We start from the raw sequence: 20,829 nt of genomic DNA, 5'->3' as shown, positions 1-20,829 counted from the left end.
TTCGGTCGGGCTGACAGGATTTGAACCTGCGACCCCTTGACCCCCAGTCAAGTGCGCTACCAAGCTGCGCCACAGCCCGTGGCACCCCTCCGGCCGGTCGGACAACCCGGTGGAAGAGCGAGTGGAACCTTATCGCACGGCGGACGAACGTCCGAAATCGGTCCCTCGAACGGCTGCCATCGCCGCAACCCCATGGCGGATCACCCGTGGGGGGCGCAGGCCTGAGGCATTCCTGAGAGGGGTCCCACCATGTCCGAACCCGCCCGCCCGGCCGAGCCCGGCTCCCACTGGGCCGAGGCACTCACCGAAGTCATCGAGCACACCGACGAGACGCGGGAGGCCGTCGACCCTCTTCAGGGTCGGCACGACGAGCACCGCCAGGCCGGCGACGATCTCCAGCAGGCGATCGACGCGGTAGCCGAGAGCCACCTCGGTGCGGCGCGCGACGTCATCGGCGTCGCCCTGCAGCGCGAGCTCGAGGCGCGCGACCGCTGGCCCCAGCCGGAGCGGTGGATCGACGCGGTCGCGACCGATCTCGAGGCGGGACAGGTCTACCAGGTCGCCAACGGCTGAACCGCTGGCGTTGCGTCCGCGCGAGTGGTTGCTCTAGCGAGCACTTCCGCGGACGCAAGGGTGTGCGCAAGCGGTTGGCGGGTCAGCGGCGGCGGCGCTTCTCCCGCACCCGGACGGAGACCTCGATCGGGGTGCCCTCGAAGCCGAACTCCTCCCGCAGGCGCCGCTCGAGGAACCGGCGGTAGCCGGCCTCGATGAAGCCGGAGGCGAAGATCACGAAGCGCGGCGGGCGGGTTGCGGCCTGCGTCGCGAAGAGGATCCGGGGCTGCTTCCCGCCGCGGACCGGGTGCGGGTTCGCGGCGACGACCTCACCGAAGAAGGCGTTCAGCCGGCCGGTCGGGATGCGGTAGTCCCACGAGTCCAGGGCCTTCTCGATCGCGGGGACGAACCGGTCCATGTGGCGACCCGTCAGTGCCGAGATGTTGACCCGGGGCGCCCACGGGATCTGGACCAGGTCGCGCTCGATCTCGCGCTCGAGGAAGTGGCGCCGCTCCTCGTCCATCGTGTCCCACTTGTTGTAGGCGACGACGAGGGCCCGGCCGGAGTCGATGACCTGCTGGATGACCCGGATGTCCTGCTCGGCGATGGTCGTGCCGGCGTCGATGAGGACGACGGCGACCTCGGCCTTCTCGAGCGCCGTCTGGGTGCGCAGCGACGCGTAAAAGTCGGCGCCGCGCATCTGGTGGACGCGACGGCGGATGCCGGCCGTGTCGACGAACCGCCAGGTCTTGCCGCCGAGCTCGATCAGCTCGTCGACGGGGTCGCGGGTCGTGCCGGCCACCTCGTCGACGACGACGCGGTCGGTCCCCGCCAGCTGGTTGAGCAGGCTGGACTTGCCGACGTTGGGTCGACCGAGCAGGGCGACCCGGCGGGGTCCGCCGCGGCGGTAGGCGTCGCCGACGGCGGAGACCTGGGGCAGCACGGCGAGCACGGCGTCGAGCACGTCGCCGCTGCCACGGCCGTGCAGGGCCGACACGGGATAGGGCTCCCCCAGCCCGAGGTTCCACAGCGACGTCGCGTCGGCCTCGAAGCGCTGGTCGTCGACCTTGTTGGCGACGAGGACGACGGGCTTGCCCGAGCGGCGCAGCAGGCGAACCACACCCTCGTCGGTGTCGGTCGCGCCGACCACGGCGTCCACGACGAACATCACGACGTCGGCGAGCTCGACGGCGATCTCGGCCTGCTCGGCGACCCGGAGGTGGATGCCCTTCGCGTCGACCTCCCAGCCGCCGGTGTCGACGAGCGTGAACCGGCGCCCGGCCCACTCGGCGTCGTAGGCGACGCGGTCGCGCGTCACCCCCGGGACGTCCTCGACGACGGCCTCGCGGCGGCCGATGATCCGGTTGACGAGGGTCGACTTGCCCACGTTGGGGCGGCCGATAACGGCGACGACCGGTAGCGGGCCCTCGTTGCCGGGGTCGTTGGCGTCGAGCTGGCCGCCCTCGAGGAGCGCTTCGTCGTCGTCGTCCAGCTCGAACTCGGCGAGCCCCGCGCGCAGGGCACGCTCGACCGACGTGTCGTCGGCCAGGCCGGTGAGACCACGGGGATCGGCCGGCGCACCACCCGACAGGTCGGGGGTGGAGTCGGTCGTGTCGGTCACGGGAGTGCCTCGTTCGCTTCGGTTCGGGGGACGCCGTCGAGGCGCCGAGAGGACGGCAAAGGCCGCCACAGCCTCCCATTGTCCCTCAGTCGAGCGGGTCCTCCGACCCATCGTCCGAGTCATCGTCCGGTAGCGGCATACCGAGCTGCTGGCCGGCCTGCTCGACGTGGCTGGCGAGCTGGCGGCGCAGCTGCTCGGTCGCGGCCCGGAGGCGGGCCCGACCGGGCAGCGACGGGTCGGGCGTGAGGGCGAAGGCCTCGCCGAAGACGACGACGACCCGGCTGCGGGCGCGTGGGAGGGCGCTCGTCGACTTCCCGGGGACCCGGGTGCCGAAGCAGGCCACAGGCACGATCCGTGCCCCGGTCTGCATCGCTAACCACGTCGCGCCCTGGTTCACCTGCTGCACGTCCCCCCGGCCGCGGGTGCCCTCGGGGAAGACCCCGACGACGCCACCCCGGCTCAGCACCCCCCGCGCCGCGTCGAGGGCCGCGCGGTCACCGGTCGTGCGGTCGATCGGGATCTGCCCGACTCCCCGCAGGATCCACCCGAACGACCCGTCGAAGTACTGCTTCTTGACCAGGAAGTGGGTAGGCCGGGGTGACATCGAGAAGACGACGGGCCCGTCGAGGAAGCCCGAGTGGTTGGCCACGAGCACGAGTGCGCCCTCGGCCGGAACCCGCCGGCCCTCGTAGGCGACGCCGCGGTAGAGAGTGTGGAAGACGACGACCCCGACCCATCGGCCGAACCACGCCCGCCGCGCGGAGGGGAAGGCCGGTGCTGCGGCGGCCTCAGCGAGCGACACCGGCCACCACGTCGACGACGTGCAGGACGGCGGCCACGGATCCGTCGAAGTCGAGGTCGGACGTGTCCACCGTGACGACGCCGTCGGCGGCCGTGAGGAAGTCGGAGACCGTCCCGTCGTCCCGGTCGCGACGCTCGACCTGGTCGCGGGTCGCCTCGACGGCGGCCCGGTCGGCCTCCCCGTGCAGCTCGGTCGCCCGGCGGGCGAGCCGCACCTCGACGCTCGCGGTGAGCAGCACCCGCACGGCGGCATCCGGGGCGACGACGGTGGTGATGTCCCGTCCCTCCGCGACGCAGCCGCCCGTCCGCGCCACGGTCTCGGCGATGAGCTCGCGCTGGCGGCCGACGAGGATCTCGCGCACCCCGAGATTGGTCGCGACCTGCGAGACCCGCTCGGAGATCCGGCTCCCGCGGATGGCCGCGCTGACGTCGGTGGCCCCCACGACCACCGACGGCGCATCGGGGTCGGTCGTCAGCGCGAGGGGCATGGTTCGGGCGGCCTCGGCGACCGCGGCCCGGTCACCGAGGTCGATGCTCCGCTCGAGGCACCACCAGGCGACGGCCCGATACATCGCTCCGGTGTCGAGGAACCCGACCCCGAGCGCCCGGGCGACCGCGCGCGACACGCTGGACTTGCCCGAGCCCGACGGACCGTCGATGGCGACCACGAGGTCGGCACGAGGGGTGGATGGCATGGTTGAGGATCCTAGGCGATCGAGGTGGAGAGACATCGGCGGAGGTGGGCTCAGTCGTGGACGCGCCAGCCCCGCTCGTCGAGTGCGGTGAGCAGGTGCTCGGCGGCGCTCGGCAGCACGGACACCTCGGCCAGACCGAACGGCTGCCCGAGCCCGTGCTCGAGGTGGAGGTCCTCGAGGTTGACCCCCGCGGCCCCCATGTCGGTCAGGAGGTGCCCGAGGGCGCCGGGGGTGTCGGGCACGACCACCACCACGACGGCGTATGCCGTGGGCGCGGCACCGTGCTTGCCCGGGATCCGGGCGTGGCCGGCGTTGCCGTCGCCGATCGCGCGGCCGACGACCTCGAGCGCGCCCGGGGCGTCGACCCCGTCCAGGGCGTCGAGGGCGGTGATCACCCCGGCGAGGTCGGCCGCCAGCTCGCGCAGGACGTCGCGGACCGCGGCGGCGTTGCCGGCGAGGATCTGGGTCCAGAGACGGGGGTCGCTCGCGGCGATCCGGGTGACGTCGCGCAGCCCCTGGCCCGCGAGGGACACCGCAGGATCGCTGAGGTCGCGCAGTCGGCTCGCGACGAGGCTCGCGGCGACCTGGGGCACGTGGGACACGACGGCGACCGCCGCGTCGTGCTCGTCGGCCGCCATCACGGTGACCACGCTGCCGACGGCCGTCGCGATCCCCAGGACCGCCTGGATCGCGTCCGGGCGGGTGGCCGTCGTGGGGACGACCACCCAGGCCCGGCCCTCGAAGAGGTCGGCGCGCGCGGCCATCGTGCCGCTGCGTTCGCGGCCGGCCATCGGGTGCGAGCCGACGTAGCGGCCGAGGTCGCCGCCGGCCCGCTCGACGGCCTGCGCGATGGCGCCCTTGACGGACGCGACGTCGGTGACGACGGCGTTCGGCCACCGGCGCAGCTGCTCGGCGACGACCGCGCCGGCGACGTCCGGCGGTGCCGCGACGACCACCACGTCGGGCGCGTCGTGCGTGTCGGACGCGCTGGGCGCGGCCGGCTGCTGATCCTGCCCGCCAGGCTGGCCGTTCGCGAGCTGACCGGCCCCCAGGTCACGGGCGAGGCGTGCCGCCGTCGGCGACGGGTCGCTCAGGGAGACGCGAAATCCCTTGCGGGACAGCGCGATCCCCAGGCTGGTGCCGATCAGGCCCGTCCCGACGACGAGGACGTGCGTCGTCACAGCCCGGCAGCGGTGTAGAGCTGGCCCACCTCGTCGGGGTTGAGCCGGCGCGTGCGTCCCGACTTGAGGTCGCCCAGCCGGATCGGCCCGACCTGGGTGCGCACGAGCGTGATGACCGGGTGGCCCACGGCGTCGAACATCCGGCGCACGACGTGCTTGCGCCCCTCGTGGAGCACCACCTCGACGAGCGCTCGACCCGGCTGCGAGTCGATCAGCCGGAACGAGTCGACCTGCACCGGCCCGTCGTCGAGCTCGATGCCCTCCCGCAGCCGCCGGCCGATGTCGCGCGGTACCGGCGCCGGGATCTGCGCGAGATACGTCTTGAGCACGCCGTATGCCGGGTGCTGCAGCCGGTGGGCGAGGTCGCCGTCGTTGGTGAGCAGCAGCAACCCCTCGGTGTCGGCGTCGAGGCGGCCGACGTGAAAGAGCCGCTCGGGGCGGTCGCCCACGTAGTCGGCCAGGGAGACCCGACCGAGGTCGTCGCTCATCGTCGAGACGACCTTGAGCGGCTTGTTGAAGGCGAGGTAGACGCGTGACGCGTCGAGCTGCACCCGCACCCCGTCGACGTGGACGGTCTGCCGATCGGCGTCGATCCGCACGCCGAGCTCGGTGACGACCTGCCCGTCGACCTCGACGCGGCCGGCGCTGATGAGGTTCTCGCAGGTGCGTCGGGAGCCGACACCGGCCGCGGCCATCAGCTTCTGCAGGCGGACGCCGTCGGGGTCGTGGACCTCGACCTGGGGGGTCTCCTTGCGCTGCGGGAGCCGGGTCGGCTGGCTGGCCTTCGTGGACCCCGCGAAGCGCGCCTGCTTCGGATCCCGGCGTCCACCAGTGGTTTTCGCGCTTCCGGAGGTCGCGCCGGACGAGGGTCCGTCCGACCGGCGGGGACGACCGGACTTCTCCCCACCTGAGGACCTGTCGGGGGCGCCGCCGCGTCCGGCTGCGGTGCCGCCCCGTCCGGCTGCGCTGCCGCCGCGCCCGGCTGCGCTGCCAGCACCACGTCCGGCCGCACCGCCAGCGCCCCGGCCGTTGCCACCGCTGCCGCCCCGGCCGTTGCCACCACTGCCGCCCCGGCCGCCTGCGCCGCGACCCGGCTGCCCGCTCATGCCCGCCCCGACTCGGCCAACTCGTCGAGGACGTCGACCTCGGGCAGGAACGGGGCCAGCGCCGGCAGCTCGTCGAGCGAGCCGAGACCCATCCGCTGGAGGAAGTAGGGGGTGGTGCCGTAGAGGATGGCGCCGCCGTCGCCTGACTCGTCGACCTCGGCCACGAGGCCGCGGGTCATCAGGGTGCGCACCACGCCTTCGACGTTGACCCCGCGGACCGCGCCGACCCGGGCCCGCGACACGGGCTGGCGGTAGGCGATGACGGCCAGGGTCTCGAGGGCCGCATGGGTCAGCTTGGCGTGCTGTCCGTCCAGCAGGAACCTCTCCACGACGGGGGCGTAGTCGGAGCGGCTGTAGACGCGCCACCCACCCCCGACGTTGCGCACGGTGAAGCCGCGCTGCGCGGCGGCATACTCCTGCTCCAGGGCGGTGAGGTGCGCGAGCACGTCGTCGACCGGCAGCTCGAGCGCCGCGGCGAGGGTGACCTCGCTGATGGGTTCGTCGACGACCATGAGGACGGCTTCGAGGGCCGAGCGCGCACCCCCGGGGAAGGCCTCGACGTCGAAGGGCGTGACCTCGTCGGCCTCGGGGGCGGCGTCTTGCGAGACGCCGCGATCCACGGCGTCGTCCACCACCTCGGGTCTGGTCCCTGTCGGCTGGTCAGTCATCGAGTCGCTCCTGGTTTTCGGGTGGTTCGGGGATCCCGCGTGAGGCAGGAAAGGTCAGGTCGTGGTCGGTCTCGGAGGGACGGCCGGGGTCAGCATCGGTGTCGACCTCGGGGCCGTCGAGCTCGTCGAGCTCGTCGAACTCCCCACTCACACCGACGTCCCCGTCGTCGGCGCCCGTCCACCGGACGGTCAGCTCGCCGAGGGCCTCGGGCTGGTCGAAGGCGATCGCGCCCTCCTTGAACAGCTCCAGCAGGGCGAGGAAGCGCGCGACGATGACGAGCGTCGATTCGGCGTCGGCGACGAGGGTGCGGAAGGAGCAGGCCCGCTCCTGCCGCAACCGGCCCACGATGACGAGCGCCTGCTCGCGCACGCTGACCTGGGGGGCGTGCAGGTGCTCCAGACCCACGCTCGGCGGGATCCGGGGCGCCACCGCGCGGGCGGCCACCATCGCCAGCTGCTCGGGAGTGATGCCCATGACCAGCTCGGGGAGCAGTGCGGCGAAGTGGGGTTCGAGGCCGGCCTGTCGTGCGGTCATCCGGCCCGCGGTCGCCATCACCTCGGCGAAGGTGCGGGCGATGTCCTTGAAGGCGCGGTACTGCAGGAGCCGGGCGAAGAGCAGGTCGCGCGCCTCGATGAGGGCGAGGTCCTCCTCGTCCTGCGGCCCGGACTGCGGCAGCAGGCGCGAGGCCTTGAGGTCGAGCAGCGTCGCCGCGATGAGGAGGAACTCCGAGGCCTGCCCGAGGTCCCAGTCGGTGTGCGCCAGCTGCGCCGCCTTGAGGTGGCTGATGAACTCGTCGGTCACCTGCGCGAGGGCGATCTCGGTGATGTCGAGCTTGTGCTTCGAGATCAGCCCGAGCAGGAGGTCGAAGGGCCCCTGGAAGACGTCGAGGTGCACCTCGAACGGCGTGGAGGAGCCGCGTCGGGTGATCACTCCCCCGGGTACGGCAGCGTCGTCACGGACGTCGAGGCCCAGGGCGACGGGACTCGCGTCGGTCATCGCGTCAGGCCGCCCCGCCCCGGGAGATGAGCTCACGGGCCAGCTGCCGGTATGCCGCGGCCGCGCCCGAGGTCGACGCGTAGGTCGTGATCGGCTCGGCGGCGAGGCTCGCGTCGGGGAACTTCACCGTGCGGCTGATCACGGTGTGGAAGACCTGGTCCCCGAAGTGGTCGACGACGGAGCGCACCACCTCGCGGCTGTGGAGCGTGCGCCCGTCATACATCGTCGCGAGGATGCCGTCGATGATCAGCCGGGGGTTGAGCCGGTCGGTGATCTTGTCGATCGTCTCGACCAGCAGCGCCACCCCGCGCATCGCGAAGAACTCGCACTCGAGCGGGATGAACACGCCGTGCGCGGCGGTGAGGGCGTTGACGGTGAGCAGGCCGAGGGAGGGCTGGCAGTCGATGAGGATGACGTCGTAGTCGTCCATCACCGGACGGAGCACCCGGGCGAGGATCTGCTCCCGGGCGACCTCGCCGACGAGCTGGACCTCGGCGGCGGAGAGGTCGATGTTGGCGGGCAGCACGTCGAGGTTGTCGGTGCGGGTGTGCTGGATGACGTCGCGCACGTCGTGCCCGCGTTCGACCAGCAGGTTGTAGACCGTGACGTCGAGCTCGTTGACCCGGATGCCGAGCCCGACCGACAGCGCGCCCTGCGGGTCGAAGTCGACCAGCAGCACCCTCCGGCCGACCTCGGCGAGCGCCGCTCCGAGGTTGATGGTGGTCGTCGTCTTGCCGACGCCACCCTTCTGGTTGCACATCGCGATGACCCGCGCCGGCCCGTGGGCGGCCAGCAGCGGCGGCTCCGGGAAGTGCGGCAGCGGGCGGCCGGTCGCCCCGAGGGCGCCGACGCCGGCCGTCTCGATGCCGGGCAGCGTGCTCTCGGAGAGGTGCTCGGTCATCCGCCCGGACATCCGCTCGGACATGTGCTGCGACATGGTGACCTCGGTCGTGCGGTGGTCCGGCGTGTCGGGCGTGTCGGTCGCGCTCACCTCAGGGGCCTCCTGCATCGGGCGCTCCGGCTCGACCTCAACTGGAGGTCGAGGGAAGGCCTCGGCCGGTAGGGCGCCGTCACCAGCGTCCCTGGTCGGCGGGTTCACCTCGGCGGTCACAGGTGCGTCTCTCCCGGTCTGATCCGTGCGGTCGGTCAGCGTCACGCTGATCCCGGCGACCTTACCAGCGTGAACAGCAGGGGTCGGAACGCCACACCGCGGCAACCGAATCCTCGGAAATTGACCTCGACCTCACGTAGAGGTCGAGGGATCGAGGAGCGTCAACGGGCACGGGGGTGGGCCCCGGCATACACCTCACGCAGCCGGTGGATGCTGACCATGGTGTAGATCTGGGTGGTCGTCACGGAGGCGTGCCCGAGCAGCTCCTGGACGACGCGGACGTCGGCGCCGCCGTCGAGCAGGTGCGTCGCGAACGAGTGCCGCAGGGTGTGCGGCGACAGGTGGCCCGTGAGGTCGGCCCGCTCGGCGGCGGTCTGCAGGGCGGCCCAGGCGCTCTGCCTCGACAGCCGGGCGCCCCGCTGGTTGAGGAAGAGCGCGAGGGTTCCGCGGCCCCCCGCGGCCAGGGCCGGTCGGCCGCGGACGAGGTATGCCGCCGTCGCCTCCCGGGCGTAGCTCCCGAACGGGACGAGCCGCTGCTTGCTGCCCTTGCCCAACAGCCGCACCGACCCCTGGTCGGCGTCGAGGTCGAGGTCGTCGACGTCGAGCCCGACCGCCTCCGAGATCCGCGCGCCGACGCCGTAGAGGACCTCGAAGAGCGCCCGGTCGCGCAACGACACCGGCGTGTCCCCGAGCGAGGCCGCCTCGAGCAGCCGGACGACGTCCTCGACCGGGATGGCCTTGGGAAGCCGGCTCGGCGGCGTGGGCGGAGTGACCGCGCCGGCCGGGTCGGACGTCACCTCGCCCTCGAGGGCGAGGAACCGGTGGAAGCCCCGGACGGCGACGATCGTGCGCGCGGCCGAGGACGCGGACAGCGGTCGGCGGTCTGCGGTGCCCTCGCGCAGCGAGGCCAGGAAGTCGGAGACGTCACGCTCGACGACCTCGCCGGCGGACTCGATGCCGCGGCCTCGGAGGAACGTGGCGTAGCGAGCGAGGTCGCGGCGGTAGGACGAGAGGGTGTTGGCGGCGGAGCCCCGTTCGACCTCGAGGTGGGCGAGCCAACCGAAGACGTCGCGCTCGAGCGGCGACGGTGGTGAAGCCGGTGACGGTGGTGACGCTGGAAAGGAAGCCCCTCCGGGCGATCGCGTGGACGGTGCCGCCGGCCCGGCCGTCGCGGTCAGCCGAGCACCTCGGCCAGGGAGACCGACGGCATCCCGTGGGCCTCGGCGACCGGACCGTAGGTGACCGAGCCGTCGTGGGTGTTGAGACCCTTCGCGAGGGCAGCGTCCCGGCGCAGGGCCTCGCGCCAGCCGCGGTCGGCGAGCTCCACGGCATACGGGAGGGTGACGTTGGTCAGGGCGTAGGTGCTCGTGTGGGGCACGGCGCCGGGCATGTTGGCGACGCAGTAGAAAACCGAGTCGTGCACCCGGTAGGTCGGGTCGGCGTGGGTGGTCGGGCGGGAGTCCTCGAAGCAGCCCCCCTGGTCGATCGAGATGTCGACGAGGACCGACCCCGGCTTCATTCGCGAGACCTGCTCGTTGGTCACCAGCGTCGGGGCCTTGGCCCCCGGGACGAGGACGGCGCCGATGACGAGGTCGGCGTCGCGGATCGCGCGCTCGACCTCGAAGGTGTTGGAGGCGACGGTCTGGCAGTGGCCCTGGTAGATGGCGTCGGCGTGCCGCAGCTTGGAGATGTCGCGGTCGAGGAGGAGCACGTCGGCCTGCATGCCGATCGCGATGGCCGCGGCGTTCATGCCGGAGACGCCGGCGCCGATGACGACGACCTTCGCGGCATAGACCCCGGAGACGCCGCCCATCAGCACTCCCCGACCCCCCTGCGCCCGCATCAGGGTGTGGGCGCCGACCTGGGGGGCCAGCCGCCCGGCGACCTCTGACATCGGCGCGAGCAGCGGCAGGGAGCGGTCGGCGAGCTCGACGGTCTCGTAGGCGATGCCGGTCACCCGGCGGTCGACCAGCTCCTGCGTGAGCGGGCGGTCGGCGGCGAGGTGGAGGTAGGTGAAGAGGCTCTGTCCCTGGCGCATCAGGGGGTATTCCTGTGCCACCGGTTCCTTGACCTTGAGGACGAGCTCCCCTACGGCCCAGACCTCCTCGGCGTCCGGCAGGATCGTCGCCCCGGCCGCGACGTAGTCGGGGTCGCTGATCGACGACCCGACGCCGGCGTCCCTCTCGACGAGCACCTCGTGCCCGTGCCGGACCAGCTCGTGGACCCCGGACGGCGTGATCGCCACCCGGAACTCGTTGTTCTTGACCTCACGGGGGACGGCGACCTTCATGGGGTCTTCCTCTCAGGCGGCAGCGGCGGTAGCCCTGGAGCCTGACCCTAGACCGGAGTGCCGACAGACCTCGGGAGGTTGGCCCGTGCCGGGTAGCGTGACGTCGATGAGCCCGCCCGACGCCCTGCCTCAGCCCGCGCCCGATGCCGTCCGCCGCTGGCACGCGGTGGTGGACTGCGCCGACCCGGCCCGGCGGTCCGCTCTGCTGTCGGACCTCCTCGCCGACGACGTCGTCTTCCGGTCTCCCGCCGTGCACCGGCCGCAGGAGGGGCGGGCCCTCAGCACGGCATACCTGGAGGCAGCGATGGTCGTCCTCGGCCCCACCCTCACCTACGAGCGCGAGCTCGTGACGGGCGACTCGGCGTGCCTGGAGTTCCGGGCCGACCTCGGCGGCGTCGTGGTGCACGGCGTCGACCTGCTGCGCTGGGACGAGGACGGACGGCTCGTCGACTTCACGGTCATGGTGCGGCCGATGAAGGGCCTGCAGGCGCTCGTCGAGCGGATGGCGGAGCAGCTGCGATGAAGCTCTACTCCGACCTCACCGGTCGACGCACGATGCAGATCCTGTCCGACCTCTTCGTGCTCGGCTGGATCGCCGTCTGCGTCTGGGCCGGTCGCGCCGTCCATGACGCGATCCTCGCGCTGCGCAAGCCCGCCGACGGCCTCGCCGAGGCGGGAGGGTCCTTCAGCAGCAACATGACCGGGGCCGGCGACCAGCTCGGCCGGGTGCCGGGGATCGGCACCGACCTCCGGCGCCCCTTCGAGTCCGCGGCCGGCACCGGCAACCAGATCACCCAGGCGGGCCGCGACCTCGGGATCGCCGTCGACCGTCTCGCCGTGATCCTCGGCGTCGTCATCGCCCTCGTGCCGATCGTCATCGTCGTCGGCAGCTGGCTCTTCCTGCGGGTGCGTTTCGCACGGCGGGCCACGTCGGCACAACGGTTCATCGACGCGGACGCCGACCTCGACCTGTTCGCCCTGCGGGCGATGGCCCGGCAGCCGATACACAAGCTGGCGGCGATCTCCGACGACCCGGCCGGGGCGTGGCGCCGCCAGGAGCCGAACACGGTGTGGGCGCTCGCGCTGCTGGAGCTGCGCTCGAGCGGGCTCCGGCCACCGACCGGACCCCAGGCCTGAGGGACCCGGCCCCAACCCTGTCGCTCAGCCGCGCAGGTGGGCCACCGACGCCCACCCCGGGTCGAGCTGCACGTGCACGTCGGCGCGCCCCGCGGTCCACTGCTTCGCCAGCCGTCGGACGGTGTCGACGCCCGCGGTGGTCCCGTCGACGTAGACGTGCAGCACCCGCACCCCGGCGCTCGTCTGGTGCGCGACGGGCTTGCCGTCGATGCCGAGAGAGCTCGTCACCCGGTCCTCCAGGTCGCGCAGGGCGGTCAGGGCCGAGGGGCCGGGCAGGCCGGCTGCGGTCTGGTCGGTGAAGGGGAGGAACAGCCCGACATAGGTGTCGAGGTGTGGTGCGACGGCTGCCCGCAGCGGCACCTCGGCGCTGGCCATGACCGCGTGACCGTCGGGCGACTCTCCGGAGAGGAGCGCCCAGCGGGGCGCGCCGTCCTCGTCGCACAAGGATGCCGCGAGGTCACGGACCACGCTCTGGATCTTGACGAGCGGCACCGGGTCGAGGGGACGGAGGGCCGAGGCCGTGACGGCGCCCACCCAGGTCTCCACGGTCGCCTCGCCGAGCACCGTGTCGAGCAGCAGGAAGGTCGCGACCTGCTGGGTCTGCTCGTCGAGCCGGGCGTATGCCGGGTGGTGGACGCCGAGGTCCACCGCCGCCCCGCGGATGGCGACGGCCGCGACGGCCGAGGCGACGTCGAGCCGCTCCCCCGCGATCTCCAATGCCGCCGACCCGGGATCGCTCGCGGGCTGCCGGGAGTCGCGGTAGGCCCACGTCTGGTCGGGCTCGGGTGCCCGCAGCACCCACCGGCGGGCGGTGGCCCGTGCGGTGGGGTCCCCGCCGGGGGTGACGATCAGCTGGTGCCGGCTGGTGTCGCCCGGGCCGAGCTCCCAGGCCAGGTCGGGGCTGATCGCCGCGACGTGGGAGCTGATCTCGTCCACCATCTCGAGCGGTCTCCCGGCGTCGAGGGCCCGGACCACGGCCGTGGCACCGGTCGCCGTCCACCACCGCCAGAACTGATCGATGCGTTCGCCGTCGGGAGGCGGCGTCGCTGCCGTGCGTCCGTCGAACAGGCCCACGTCAGGGGGCCCGGGTCACGGCCGGACGGAGGTCGTCGGCGGGGCAGGTCCACGTCATCGCCTCGGCGGCGGTCTGGTCGCCGGAGCGGATGTCCTTCACCGCGTCGCCGCCGGTCTCGTGGTCTCCCCCGGGGAACCAGACGTAGGGGATGCCGCGGCGCGCGGCATACCGGATCTGCTTGCCGAACTTCGCTGCCGTGGGCGCGATCTCGCACGGTATGCCGCGTCGGCGCAGGGTCGCGGCGACCGTCGTGGAGCGGGGTCGGTCCTCGTCGGCGTTGAGGGCGATGAGGACGGCGGCGGGGGTCGAGCGCGACGCCGTGACGAGGCCCTTGCCGATCAGCAGCCCGAGGATGCGTGAGACGCCGATGGAGATGCCGACGCCGGGATAGGTGGTGCGGCCGTCGGAGGCGAGCGCGTCGTAGCGGCCGCCGGAGCAGAACGAGCCCCACGACTCGTGGCCGAGCAGCTGCGTCTCGTAGACCGTGCCGGTGTAGTAGTCGAGGCCGCGGGCGATCCGCAGGTCGGCGACGATCCTGCCGGGGGCGTGCTCCATGCCGGCGCGGATCACGTCGGCCAGCGAGTCGAGGCCCTCGTCGAGGACGGGGTGGCTGACGCCGAGCGCCCGGACCTGCTCCACGAACGACAGGTCCGTGGTGCGAATCTCGGCCAGGGACAAAGCAGTCGACGCCTGCGCGCCCGTCGCGCCGGCCTCGAGGAGCATGACGCGGACCTTGTCCGGGCCGATCTTGTCGAGCTTGTCGACGATCCGCAGGGTCTCGATGACCCCGACCGAGACGTCGAGCCCGATCGCCCGGTAGACCCCATCGGGGATCTTGCGGTTGTTGACCTGGATGACGAAGTCGCCGACCGGGAACCGGCTGAAGACATCGGCGACGACGAGCGGCATCTCGGCCTCGAAGTGCGCCGACAGCTCACCGACGTCGACGACGTCGATGTCGGCCTGGGTGAACTCGCGGTAGCGCCCCTCCTGGGGACGCTCCCCGCGCCAGGCCTTCTGGATCTGGTAGCGCCGGAAGGGGAAGTCGAGCTTGCCCGCGTTCTCGAGGACGTAGCGGGCGAAGGGGACGGTCATGTCGAAGTGGAGGCCCCAGCGGGTGTCGTTGTCGCCGCTGTCGCCGGCAGCCAGGCGGGAGACGGCATAGATCTCCTTGTCGGCGTCCTCGCCCTGAGCGCTGAGCCGGTCGATCGGCTCGATCGAGCGCGTCTCGATGGACGAGAACCCGTGCAGCTCGAAGGTGTCGCGGATGACGTCGAGGAAGCGCTGCTCGACGATGCGTTCGGCCGGGAGGTACTCCGGGAAGCCGCTGATCGGCAGGACCTTCTCCTGCCGAGCGGGCTTGGCGGTGTCGGAGCCGGCGTTCACGCTCCCAATCCTTGCAGGTAGGGGTTGCCCGTCCGCTCGCGCCCGATCGTCGTCGAGGGGCCGTGCCCGGGCAGCACGAGCATGTCGTCGGGGAGCGGGAGGACGACGTCGCGCAGCGACCGCTCCATGGCGCGCGGGTCGCCACCGGCGAGGTCGGAGCGGCCGATCGAGCCGGCGAAGAGGACGTCACCGCTGAGGCAGGTGGCCGTGACCGCCACGGCGGGCGCACCCGGCATATCGTCGGGCGCCTGGGGCAGGGTGAACATCACCGAGCCCTCGGTGTGGCCGGGGGCGTGCAGGACCGAGAGCTCGAGGCCGGCGAGCGTGAGCGTCTCGTGGTCGGTGATCGTCACGACCCGCTCCGGTTCGCGCCAGGTCGCCCGGGTGCCGAACTCCTGCTCCATCATCGCGACGAGGCCGCGGTCGAGCCCGGCGACGGGGTCGACGAGGCGGTAACGGTCGTCCTCGTGAATGTATGCCGCGGTGTCACCGCCGCAGACCGGCGTCACGGAGTAGACGTGGTCGACGTGGCCGTGCGTGAGCAGGACCGCCGCCGGCCTGAGCCGGTGCTCGGCGAGCACCTCGGCCAGCTGAGCCTCGACGCCGATGCCGGGGTCGACGATCACGCACTCCTCGCCGGGACCGGGGGCGACGACGTAGCAGTTGGTGGCGAAGACAGCGGCGGGGAAGGCGATCATGAGCACGTGGACAAGCGTAATAGTCACGCAGTCGTGACCCCGCGCCACGCGGGCTTCCTGGCTCCCTGCCTAGACTGATTCTTCGTTCCCGGCTGTGACCGGGCTCTCGGTGGCGGTGTGCCAGGACGAAGCTGGCGGCCGGCGAGGGCTCACGACCCGGTCCGGGAGCTCCGTGGTCAGGAAAACGTCGAGCAGCCGCTCGCGCAACAGGAGGCTTACGTTCGTGCGTGACAAGCAGGCGGTCTTCGCCGTCGTCGGTGTCCTCGTGGTCGTCCTCGGGTTCGTGGTGCTGGCCAACGTGTTCCTCAACCGGACCGACGCCGCGCCCCCCGCAGCCACCAGCACGGTGTCGCCGACCCCTGGGGCCACCAGCACACCCTCCGCCACCCCGACGGTGAAACCGACTCTCCTCGCTGGCTGCTCCGCCCCGCCCAAGGCCCTGGCGGCGCCCAAGAAGGTCGGCCAGCCCGACCTCGCCGCCGCCAAGGGCAAGACCTTCACGGGGACGATCACCACGACCTGCGGGCCGCTGACCATCGAGCTCGACGGCGCCAAGGCACCGGCTGCTGTCTCCTCGTTCATCAACCTCGCCACGACGGGCTACTACGCGTCCAGCCCGTGCCACCGACTCACCGGTGACGTCCAGAAGCTCTGGGTGCTCCAGTGCGGCGACCCGACCGGCACCGGCAGCGGCCCCGGACCGGGCTATCACTTCGGCGTCGAGAACGTGCCGGCCAACGACATCTACCCTGTCGGGACGCTGGCGCTGGCGCGCAAGGGCAACGACCCGACCAGCAACTCCGACCAGTTCTTCATCGTCTACAAGGAGACCAAGCTGCCGGCCGCGGCGAGCGCGGGGGGCGACGGCAACGGCTACACGATCTTCGGCAAGGTCACCAAGGGGATGGACCTCGTCGACAAGATCGCCAAGGCCGGCATCAACCCGTCGGACCATACTTCACCTCTTGCCCCGATCAGCATCCTCAGCGTCGCCGTCCAACCGAAGGCCTGACAGACCCGTGACCGAGTCCCACCCCACACCCACCGACAGTTCTTTCGAGGACGAGACAGCCATGCCGGGGACCGAGCTGGTGCCCGCTGCCGCTGTCGAGCCCCTGAACCCCGAGCCGGAGGTCGCTGCGGCGGTCGAGGAGACCCGCGTGGTCGAGGAGACCCCCGTGGTGGAGCAGACCCCCGTGGTGGAGGAGACCGCCGTGGTCGAGGAGACCCCCGTGGTCGAGGAGACTTCTTCGGTTGCCGACAGCGCGCTGCCCGAGGAGCCCTCCGCAACCGTCGAGCCGTCTGCGGTGGAGACGTCTGCCCGTGAGTCGACTCAGCCGCTTCCGGCCGAGGAGCCCTCTGCCGCGGTCGAACCCGAGCATGTCCCCACCCCCGCCGAGATCATGGCGCGTCCGGCGAGCCCCAGCGCCATACCGTCGCCGGCTCTGTTCGCCCGATCGCACGCCGGTCCGGATCTGCGCCAGTACGGGCGGGTGGGCGAGGACGGGGTGGTCTACGTCAAGACCGGCGAGACCGAGCGGGCCGTCGGGTCCTACCCCGGCGCCATTACTCAGGGCGCCCTGAGCTATTTCGGCCGCAAGTACGACGAGATCGCCGCCGCAGCCGAGCTGCTGCACCAGCGGGTGACCCAGACCGACATCTCGGCCAAGGATGCCGAGGAGAGCTTCGCCAAGCTCAAAGAGCAGGCGCACGAGCCGAATGCGGTGGGTGACCTCGTCGCACTCGAGGCCCGGGTCGCCGAGATCGGTGACGCGGTGGCGGCTCGCAAGGCCGCCGAGGCCGAGCAGCGCGCCGCTGCCCGCGCGGAGGGCCGGACCCTGCGCGAGGGCCTGGTCGCCGAGGCGGAGAAGATCGCCGGCCAGTCCCCCGAGCGCGCCCAGTGGAAGCAGAGCGGCGCCCGGATGCGCGAGCTCCTCGACACCTGGAAGGAGCACCAGAAGGCCGGCCCACGGCTCGACCGCACCAGCGAGACGGCGTTGTGGCAGCGCTTCAGTGCCGCCCGCAACAGCTTCGACCGGGCCCGTCGCGTGCACTTCGCCCAGCTCGACGGCGAGCAGTCGGAGGCGAAGTCGGCCAAGTCGCGCCTCGTCGCCGAGGCCGAGCGGTTGGCCGTCAGCAAGGACTGGGCGCCGACCGCCAGTGCGTTCAAGCGGCTGATGGACGACTGGCGGCAGGCGGGTCGCGCCGGCCGCTCCGACGACGACGCCCTGTGGGAGCGGTTCCGAGCCGCCCAGGACAGCTTCTTCGCCGCCAAGGACGCCGTGGTCGCTGCCGAGGAAGAGGTCTTCCGCGACAACCTCGTCATCAAGGAGGGCCTGCTCGTCGAGGCCGAGTCGATCCTGCCGGTGACCGACCTCGAGCGCGCCAAGACAGCACTGCGCAGCATCCAGGACCGCTGGGACAAGGCCGGCAAGGTCCCCCGCGCTGATCTCGAGCGCACCGAGAAGGCCCTGCGCCGGATCGAGCAGGGCGTGCGCGACGTCGAGGAGAAGAAGTGGTCCTCGAGCAACCCCGAGGCCGCGGCCCGTGCCCAGAGCTTCGCCGACCAGCTCGAGTCGGCCGTCGCCGGTCTCCGTGCCGACCTCGCGAAGGCCGAGTCCTCCGGCAACCAGAAGAAGATCGACCAGGCCCGCGCCGCCCTCGAGGCACGCGAGCAGTGGCTCGCCCAGGCCCGCGCCGGGCTCGAGGAGTTCGGCGGCTGACCCCCACCCCGCGCCTTCCTGCTTCGAAAGTGCCCATTGCGGAGGTCTGAACCCCTGATCCGGGCACTCTCCGAGCAAGAAGCGGAACGGATGCCGGTATGCCGACGTGCCCGCCGCTGGTGAGTAGGGATGGTGACGAGGACGGACGACCGCGCCGCCCACATCCCCTAGGGCTCTTGTTGCTTCTCGAGTGCCCGTTTCGGGGCTCTGAACCCCTGGTTCGGGCACTCCTGAAGCAAGAAGCGGGGTGTGGGGGGCGGCATACCCACATCCGCCTTCATGCGCGGCGACGCCACATCTTCCTCGTTGTTCCCGACCTCAACTCCGCCTCCTTGCTTCGCGAGGCCCGTTTCGGGGCTCGCAATTCCTGATTCGGGCACATCCGAAGCAAGAAGCGGGGTTTGCCGGGTCGCGCGCCCGGTCGGCGGTGGGCGGCAGCTGGGTCAGACGTTCTCGTCGGGGTGGGGCTTGCCGCCGGTGATGCGGTAGACGTCGAAGACGCCGTCGATCCGGCGCACCGCGCGGATGACGTGGTCGAGGTGGCTGGGCTCGCCCATCTCGAAGGTGAAGCGTGAGAGGGCGACCCGGTCGCGCGAGGTCTGGACGGACGCCGACAGGATGTTGACGTGCTGGTCGGAGAAGACCCGCGTGACGTCGCTGAGCAGCCGGTTGCGGTCGAGGGCCTCGACCTGGAGCTGGACGAGGAAGACGCTCGACGCAGACGGTGCCCACTCGACGTCGATCAGCCGATCCTGTTGCGACAGCAGCGACTCCGCGTTGGTGCAGTCGCGCCGGTGCACCGACACACCACTCCCCCGCGTGATGAACCCGAGGATCGGGTCGCCCGGCACGGGGGTGCAGCACTTGGCGAGCTTGACCCACACGTCGGCCGTCCCGACGACGACCACGCCGGGGTCGCCGGTGCGCCGGGTGCGGGTCTTGGTCGGGACCATCGCCTCGGCGAGGTCCTCGCTCGCCCCCTCCTCGCCGCCCAGCGAGGTCACGAGCCGCTCGACGACGTGGGCCGCGGAGATGTGGCCCTCGCCGACCGCGGCATACAGCGAGTCGATGTCGGGATAGCGCAGGTCGCCGGCGATGCCGGTCAGGCTCTCGGCCGTCATCAGCCGCTGCAGCGGCAGACCCTGCTTGCGCATCGCCTTGGCGATCGAGTCCTTGCCGGCGTCGATCGCCTCCTCGCGCCGCTCCTTGGAGAACCACTGGCGGATCTTGTTGCGCGCGCGGGCGCTCTTGACGAAGCCGAGCCAGTCGCGGCTCGGACCCGCGCCGTCGGCCTTCGAGGTGAGGACCTCGACGACGTCACCGTTCTCGAGCGCCGACTCCAGGGGCACGAGACGGCCGTTGACCCGCCCGCCGATGGTGTGGTGCCCGACCTCGGTATGCACGGCGTAGGCGAAGTCGACCGGGGTCGCGCCGGACGGCAGGGCGACGACCTCGCCCTTGGGGGTGAAGACGTAGACCTCGCCGGCGTTCATCTCGAAGCGCAAGGAGTCGAGGAACTCGCCCGGGTCCTCGGTCTCGCGCTGCCAGTCGAGCAGCTGCTTGAGCCACGACATGTCGTTGGCGGGACCCTCGTCGCCACGGTCGACCGGCCCGTCGGCCTTGCCGTCCTCCTTGTACTTCCAGTGCGCGGCAACCCCGTATTCCGCCCGACGGTGCATCGTGTGGGTCCGGATCTGGATCTCGACCGGCTTTCCCTCGGGGCCGATGACCGTCGTGTGCAGCGACTGGTACATGTTGAACTTGGGCATCGCGATGTAGTCCTTGAACCGCCCCGGCACGGGGTTCCACCGCGCGTGCAGCGCCCCGAGCGCCGCGTAGCAGTCGCGGACCGTCTCGACGAGGACCCGCACCGCGACGAGGTCGTAGATCTCGTCGAAGTCGCGGCCGCGGACGATCATCTTCTGGTAGACGGAGTAGTAGTGCTTCGGCCGCCCCGTCACCGTCGCCTTGATCTTCGCGGCGCGCAGGTCGTCGGTGACGTGGGTGCGCACGCCGGCGAGATACTCCTCCCGCGCCGGTGCGCGCTCGGCCACGAGCCGGACGATCTCGTCGTAGACCTTGGGGTAGAGCGTCGCGAACGACAGGTCCTCGAGCTCCCACTTGATGGTGTTCATGCCGAGCCGGTGGGCCAACGGCGCGTAGATCTCGAGGGTCTCGTGCGCCTTGCGCTGGGCCGACTCGCGCGAGACGTAGCGCCAGGTGCGGGCGTTGTGGAGGCGATCGGCGAGCTTGATGACGAGGACGCGGATGTCGCGGGCCATGGCGACGATCATCTTGCGGACCGTCTCGGCCTGGGCGGCCTCGCCGTAGGTCACCTTGTCGAGCTTGGTCACCCCGTCGACGAGGCCAGCGATCTCGGGGCCGAAGTCCTTGCGCAGCTGGTCGAGGGAGTATGCCGTGTCCTCCACCGTGTCGTGCAGCAGCGCCGCCGCCAGCGTCGTCGTGGTCATGCCCAGCTCGGCGAGGATGGTCGTCACCGCGAGGGGGTGCGTGATGTAGGCGTCGCCGCTCTTGCGCATCTGTCCCCGGTGGGCCTCCTCGGCGACGTCGTAGGCCCGCTGGATGACGGCGAGGTCGGCCTTGGGGTGGGTGCTGCGCACCGTCTGGAGGATCGGCTCGAGGACGGGGTTGCTCGCGATGCGGGGGCCACCGAACCGGGCCAGCCGAGCGCGCATCCGCAACGGGGACGTCGGGAAGGACGTCGCGTCGGAGCGGACCTCCTCAGTCATCTGCTGATTGTAGTCGCCCCCTGGCGGGCAGGAGGACG

Annotated in this window: 19 protein-coding genes and 1 tRNA gene; 5 read left to right on the top strand and 15 right to left on the bottom strand. The window is 71.8% G+C overall.

Annotated features, from left to right (window positions below):
• Window positions 1–5: 5 nt before the first annotated feature.
• Window positions 6–79, bottom strand: a tRNA-Pro gene (locus Q0R63_RS05060).
• Window positions 80–249: 170 nt separating this feature from the next.
• Here Q0R63_RS05060 and Q0R63_RS05055 point away from each other — a divergent pair.
• Window positions 250–573 (top strand): hypothetical protein, encoded by a 324-nt coding sequence (locus tag Q0R63_RS05055; RefSeq protein ID WP_295694908.1) that lies wholly within the window; start codon window positions 250–252, stop codon window positions 571–573.
• Window positions 574–655: 82 nt separating this feature from the next.
• Here the strand turns inward: Q0R63_RS05055 and der are convergent, their stop codons facing one another.
• The 10 genes from der to ald all read right to left on the bottom strand — a co-directional run bounded on the left by der (window position 656) and on the right by ald (window position 11,022).
• Window positions 656–2,101 carry a ribosome biogenesis GTPase Der gene (gene der / locus Q0R63_RS05050; RefSeq protein WP_295694922.1) on the bottom strand — a complete coding sequence of 482 codons (1,446 nt, stop codon included), beginning with the start codon at window positions 2,099–2,101 and terminating at the stop codon, window positions 656–658.
• 157 nt (window positions 2,102–2,258) lie between these two features.
• Complete coding sequence (locus Q0R63_RS05045) at window positions 2,259–2,975, bottom strand: lysophospholipid acyltransferase family protein (RefSeq protein ID WP_295694906.1); 717 nt, start codon at window positions 2,973–2,975, stop codon at window positions 2,259–2,261.
• Window positions 2,962–3,669: a (d)CMP kinase gene (gene cmk / locus Q0R63_RS05040; RefSeq protein ID WP_295694904.1), complete on the bottom strand. Its 708-nt coding sequence runs from the start codon at window positions 3,667–3,669 to the stop codon at window positions 2,962–2,964. Before cmk ends, Q0R63_RS05045 begins: the two co-directional genes overlap by 14 nt.
• 50 nt (window positions 3,670–3,719) lie before the next feature.
• Entirely contained in the window at window positions 3,720–4,850 is a 1,131-nt protein-coding gene (locus Q0R63_RS05035; protein ID WP_295694902.1) for a prephenate dehydrogenase, read from the bottom strand.
• Window positions 4,847–5,956: a pseudouridine synthase gene (locus Q0R63_RS05030; protein ID WP_295694900.1), complete on the bottom strand. Its 1,110-nt coding sequence runs from the start codon at window positions 5,954–5,956 to the stop codon at window positions 4,847–4,849. Before Q0R63_RS05030 ends, Q0R63_RS05035 begins: the two co-directional genes overlap by 4 nt.
• Window positions 5,953–6,624 (bottom strand): SMC-Scp complex subunit ScpB, encoded by a 672-nt coding sequence (gene scpB / locus Q0R63_RS05025; protein ID WP_295694898.1) that lies wholly within the window; start codon window positions 6,622–6,624, stop codon window positions 5,953–5,955. Before scpB ends, Q0R63_RS05030 begins: the two co-directional genes overlap by 4 nt.
• Window positions 6,617–7,621 carry a ScpA family protein gene (locus Q0R63_RS05020; RefSeq protein WP_295694896.1) on the bottom strand — a complete coding sequence of 335 codons (1,005 nt, stop codon included), beginning with the start codon at window positions 7,619–7,621 and terminating at the stop codon, window positions 6,617–6,619. The genes scpB and Q0R63_RS05020 overlap by 8 nt, the downstream gene beginning before the upstream one ends.
• A gap of 4 nt (window positions 7,622–7,625) precedes the next feature.
• A complete protein-coding gene (locus tag Q0R63_RS05015) occupies window positions 7,626–8,522 on the bottom strand; it encodes an AAA family ATPase (RefSeq protein ID WP_295694920.1) in 897 nt (298 codons plus the stop codon).
• 371 nt (window positions 8,523–8,893) lie between these two features.
• A complete protein-coding gene (locus Q0R63_RS05010) occupies window positions 8,894–9,910 on the bottom strand; it encodes a site-specific tyrosine recombinase XerD (protein ID WP_295694918.1) in 1,017 nt (338 codons plus the stop codon).
• Complete coding sequence (ald, locus tag Q0R63_RS05005) at window positions 9,907–11,022, bottom strand: alanine dehydrogenase (RefSeq protein WP_295694894.1); 1,116 nt, start codon at window positions 11,020–11,022, stop codon at window positions 9,907–9,909. The genes Q0R63_RS05010 and ald overlap by 4 nt, the downstream gene beginning before the upstream one ends.
• A gap of 106 nt (window positions 11,023–11,128) precedes the next feature.
• Here ald and Q0R63_RS05000 point away from each other — a divergent pair, with 106 nt between their 5' ends.
• Both Q0R63_RS05000 and Q0R63_RS04995 read left to right on the top strand, forming a co-directional pair.
• Window positions 11,129–11,545: a nuclear transport factor 2 family protein gene (locus Q0R63_RS05000; protein ID WP_295694891.1), complete on the top strand. Its 417-nt coding sequence runs from the start codon at window positions 11,129–11,131 to the stop codon at window positions 11,543–11,545.
• Entirely contained in the window at window positions 11,542–12,159 is a 618-nt protein-coding gene (locus Q0R63_RS04995) for a hypothetical protein (protein WP_295694889.1), read from the top strand. The genes Q0R63_RS05000 and Q0R63_RS04995 overlap by 4 nt, the downstream gene beginning before the upstream one ends.
• 24 nt (window positions 12,160–12,183) lie before the next feature.
• Here Q0R63_RS04995 and Q0R63_RS04990 read toward each other — a convergent pair whose 3' ends face one another.
• Genes Q0R63_RS04990 through Q0R63_RS04980 form a run of 3 tightly spaced genes read right to left on the bottom strand, consistent with a single transcriptional unit; the run spans window position 12,184 to window position 15,324 of the window.
• Window positions 12,184–13,233 (bottom strand): hypothetical protein, encoded by a 1,050-nt coding sequence (locus tag Q0R63_RS04990; protein ID WP_295694887.1) that lies wholly within the window; start codon window positions 13,231–13,233, stop codon window positions 12,184–12,186.
• 1 nt (window position 13,234) lies between these two features.
• Window positions 13,235–14,620: a histidine--tRNA ligase gene (gene hisS / locus Q0R63_RS04985; protein ID WP_295694884.1), complete on the bottom strand. Its 1,386-nt coding sequence runs from the start codon at window positions 14,618–14,620 to the stop codon at window positions 13,235–13,237.
• Window positions 14,617–15,324: an MBL fold metallo-hydrolase gene (locus Q0R63_RS04980; RefSeq protein ID WP_295694883.1), complete on the bottom strand. Its 708-nt coding sequence runs from the start codon at window positions 15,322–15,324 to the stop codon at window positions 14,617–14,619. Before Q0R63_RS04980 ends, hisS begins: the two co-directional genes overlap by 4 nt.
• A 217-nt stretch (window positions 15,325–15,541) precedes the next feature.
• Here Q0R63_RS04980 and Q0R63_RS04975 point away from each other — a divergent pair, with 217 nt between their 5' ends.
• Together Q0R63_RS04975 and Q0R63_RS04970 are read left to right on the top strand one after the other, a co-directional pair.
• Complete coding sequence (locus Q0R63_RS04975) at window positions 15,542–16,330, top strand: peptidylprolyl isomerase (RefSeq protein ID WP_295694881.1); 789 nt, start codon at window positions 15,542–15,544, stop codon at window positions 16,328–16,330.
• 61 nt (window positions 16,331–16,391) lie between these two features.
• On the top strand, window positions 16,392–18,041 hold the full coding sequence (locus Q0R63_RS04970; RefSeq protein WP_295694879.1) for a DUF349 domain-containing protein: 1,650 nt from the start codon (window positions 16,392–16,394) through the stop codon (window positions 18,039–18,041).
• Window positions 18,042–18,484: 443 nt separating this feature from the next.
• Here the strand turns inward: Q0R63_RS04970 and Q0R63_RS04965 are convergent, their stop codons facing one another.
• Complete coding sequence (locus tag Q0R63_RS04965; RefSeq protein WP_295694876.1) at window positions 18,485–20,791, bottom strand: bifunctional (p)ppGpp synthetase/guanosine-3',5'-bis(diphosphate) 3'-pyrophosphohydrolase; 2,307 nt, start codon at window positions 20,789–20,791, stop codon at window positions 18,485–18,487.
• Window positions 20,792–20,829 lie beyond the last annotated feature (38 nt).

The sequence above is a fragment of the Lapillicoccus sp. genome (genome assembly GCF_025353065.1).
Classification (GTDB): Bacteria; Actinomycetota; Actinomycetes; order Actinomycetales; family Dermatophilaceae; genus Lapillicoccus.
This window is presented reverse-complemented; position numbering and strand designations above follow the sequence as displayed.